1 protein-coding gene and 1 rRNA gene are annotated in these 3,011 nt (G+C 60.1%); one reads left to right on the top strand and one right to left on the bottom strand.

The genetic code is table 11. From position 1 onward, the window contains the following. Positions 1-84: 84 nt before the first annotated feature. On the bottom strand, positions 85-2,265 hold the full coding sequence (locus tag GX181_09980) for a PBP1A family penicillin-binding protein (GenBank protein ID NLM72267.1): 2,181 nt from the start codon (positions 2,263-2,265) through the stop codon (positions 85-87). A 335-nt stretch (positions 2,266-2,600) separates the two neighbouring features. On the opposite strand from GX181_09980, the gene GX181_09975 reads away from it, so the two are divergent. Beyond that, positions 2,601-3,011, top strand: a 16S ribosomal RNA gene (locus tag GX181_09975); the annotation flags it as partial.

The following is a 3,011-nucleotide window of genomic DNA, read 5'->3' as shown; positions in this document are numbered from 1 at the left end:
CGGCCGTCGGGATGACAGAGAGTAGTCATCCCGAACGGCGCACCCTTTTGTCATCCCGAACGGCGCGGAGCGCCGGAGGGATCTCTAATTCGAAATCCCGTACTGCTTCAGCAGCTCCAGGTACCTGTCCTCCACCGAGCTGGCGGGGTTCGGGTCCCTGTAGACTGTCGTCGACTCCGGCACCACGACCTCCGGCCTCTGCTCGAGCATGTACACCGGCTGCACCTCCGGGTACGCCTCCGTGTAGCCGCCCGCCGCGTAAAGCTGCGCGTCGTCGTGCACCAGGATCAGCCTCGGAGCGTTCGGGTCCATCGCGCTCGCGTAAACGTCCCCTCCGTGTATCGGGCAATCGGTCTGGGGCGCCTCGTCCGTCCTCATGTACACCGTGGTCGCGGAGCAACCATTGATGGCGCGGAAGCCGGTGGTCCTGCAGAAGGTGACCGGCTCCACGTCCGCGTCCGGCGGTATCTCGAACTTGGTCGGAAGATCAACCGTCTTCACCGCCTCGCCGACGAACGCGTTCCACACGGGCGCCGCGACATCCCCCCCTGTTACTCCCCTCTTGCCGAGAGGCGTATGATCGTCGTTGCCCGCGTAGACGACCGCCACCAGGCCCGGCACTCCGCCCAGGAACCACGCGTCCGTGTGATCGTTGGTCGTGCCCGTCTTGCCGAAGGTCTCCCTGTCGGCCAGCATGGCCTTCCTGCCCGTCCCCGCCCTGACCGCGTCGATCAAGGCAGAGCGGACCGTGATCGCCACCTCGGGCGCCATCGCCTCCCTTACGAAGGGCCTCCTCGACTCAAGCAGATCACCGTTGGAGGAGCGAATCTCGCGGATCATCAGGGGATCCACAGCCATACCGTTGTTCGCGAAGACTGAGAAGGCGGCCGCCATCTCAAGCGGCGTCACGCTCGCCGACCCCAGGGCCAGCGACAGGTCCTGCGGCAGATGGGGCGTGACCACCCCCATCCTGCGCGACATCTCCGCCACGGCCTCCGCCCCGAGATAGTCTATAAGCCGCACAGCCACCGTGTTCAGCGAGCGTATCAGGGCGTACTGCAGCGTCACCTCGCCGTTGTACTTCCCCTCGTAGTTACCGGGTGCCCAGAGGGTCTGTTTCGGCCCCTTCTTCTCGTACTCTATCTTCATATCCAGGAAGTGATCCGTCGGAAGCAGCCCCGATTCAAAGGCAGTGGCATAGACTACCGGCTTGAAGCTCGACCCCGGCTGCCTGTACGCCTGGGTAGCCCTGTTGAACTTGCTCTTCTCGAAATCGTGGCCGCCCACGAGCGCCAGCACCTCGCCCGTCTCTGGATTCATCCCCACTATGGCCCCCTGGCTCTTCAGCCCCTCCATGGCCTTCTCCGCGGCCTCCTGCATCTTGAGGTCCAAAGTGGTGTGGATCTCCATCCCGCCGGAGTAGACCAGCTCCGGCCCGTACTTGGGCAGAAGCTCGTTGAAGAGCAAGTGTGCCACGAAGTAGGGCGCCCGGTTGTACTCCTGCACCCTGTTCGGCGTGTGATGAAAGGCCAGCTCCGCATCGTATGCCGCCCTTTTCTCATCCTCGTTTATCCATCCCAAATGCTCCAGCCTGTCCAGCACGTACCTCTGTCTGTTCTTCGACACCTCGAAGTTCGACAGGGGACTGTACCTCCCCGGCGCCGCGATCAACCCCGCCAGCATAGCAGCCTCCGGAAGATTCACCTGGCTCGCCGTCTTGCCGAAATAGGTCCGCGCCGCCGTGTCGACCCCCCAGGCCCCGTGCCCGAAATAGATCGTATTGAGGTACATCTCGATGATCCTGTCCTTCGAGAAAAGCTGCTCCATCCGAATCGCCAGGATGATCTCCTTCAGCTTCCTGTCCAGCTTGCGCTCCTGGGACAGAAACAGGTTTCGCGCAAGCTGCTGGGTTATGGTGCTGCCTCCCTGTCGAATGCCGCCGCTCGACAGGTTTTCCACCGAAGCCCTCAGAATGGAGAGCAGGCGAATGCCGCCATGCTGATAAAACGAGGAGTCCTCCGCCGCCAGAGTGGCCTTTATCACCCACGGAGAGATGTTCCTCAGCTCCACTGGCTGCCTGTTCTCTGTGAACAGCCGCGCCACCATCTCGCCGTTTCGATCGAATATCACGCTTGCAACGCTCGAGCGGTGGGCCATTATCTCCGTCTCCGTCGGAAGAGTCCGCGACAGCTCGCCCAAATAGAGAGCCACGAAGACCGAGATCGCCGCACCCAGAAGGATCAGCAGCGCCAGGACAAACAGCATGACCATCTTCAGCGGTGACGACTTCTTCTTTTTCGGTTTTCTCTTCAAGTTTCCTTCTTTTGTGCCTGTTGAAGGGCTTTTTCGTGATAATTTTTCGTTTTTCGCCATAACACTACCTCTGCAGACTTGGTTATAATTCTTCATGATGCAACGGCTTCAAAGCCAGAAGAATTATAACACCCGCCGGGAATTATTTACAAAAATACGGAATGACTATTGCCAAACTCCTCAAGGCGTGGTATATTTTTCGCCGTTGCCGTTCATGGCGACCCACACCTTGAAAAATGAATACAGTGCGTAGATTTGTTTTGCGATAACCAAGTCAGTAGTAATCCGAGAGTTTGATCCTGGCTCAGGACGAACGCTGGCGGCGTGCTTAACACATGCAAGTTGTACGGTCTTGTGCTATTGAATCTCCTTCGGGAGTGGAGAGGTGCGAGACAGTAGCGAACGGGTGAGTAACGCGCGAGGACCTGCCCCGAGGGGGGGGACAGCAGCTGGAAACGGCTGGTAATACCCCGTATGCCGAGAGGTGAAAGGGCCCTTTTTGGGTCCGCCTTTGGATGGACTCGCGTCCTATCAGCTAGTTGGCGGGGTAACGGCCTGCCAAGGCGACGACGGGTAGCCGGCCTGAGAGGGTGTCCGGCCACACTGGAACTGAGACACGGTCCAGACTCCTACGGGAGGCAGCAGTGGGGAATTTTGGGCAATGGGGGAGACCCTGACCCAGCGACGCCGCGTGCGGG

The organism is Synergistaceae bacterium, assembly GCA_012521675.1.
Taxonomy (GTDB): Bacteria; Synergistota; Synergistia; order Synergistales; family Aminobacteriaceae; genus JAAYLU01.
Note: the sequence above shows the minus strand (reverse complement) of the source record. Positions and strands in the feature narration are given on the sequence as shown.

Excerpts from the sequence above, each read along its gene's own strand:
- GX181_09980 (NLM72267.1), bottom strand. The coding sequence starts at position 2,265 with ATGCTGTTTGTCCTGGCGCTGCTGATCCTTCTGGGTGCGGCGATCTCG.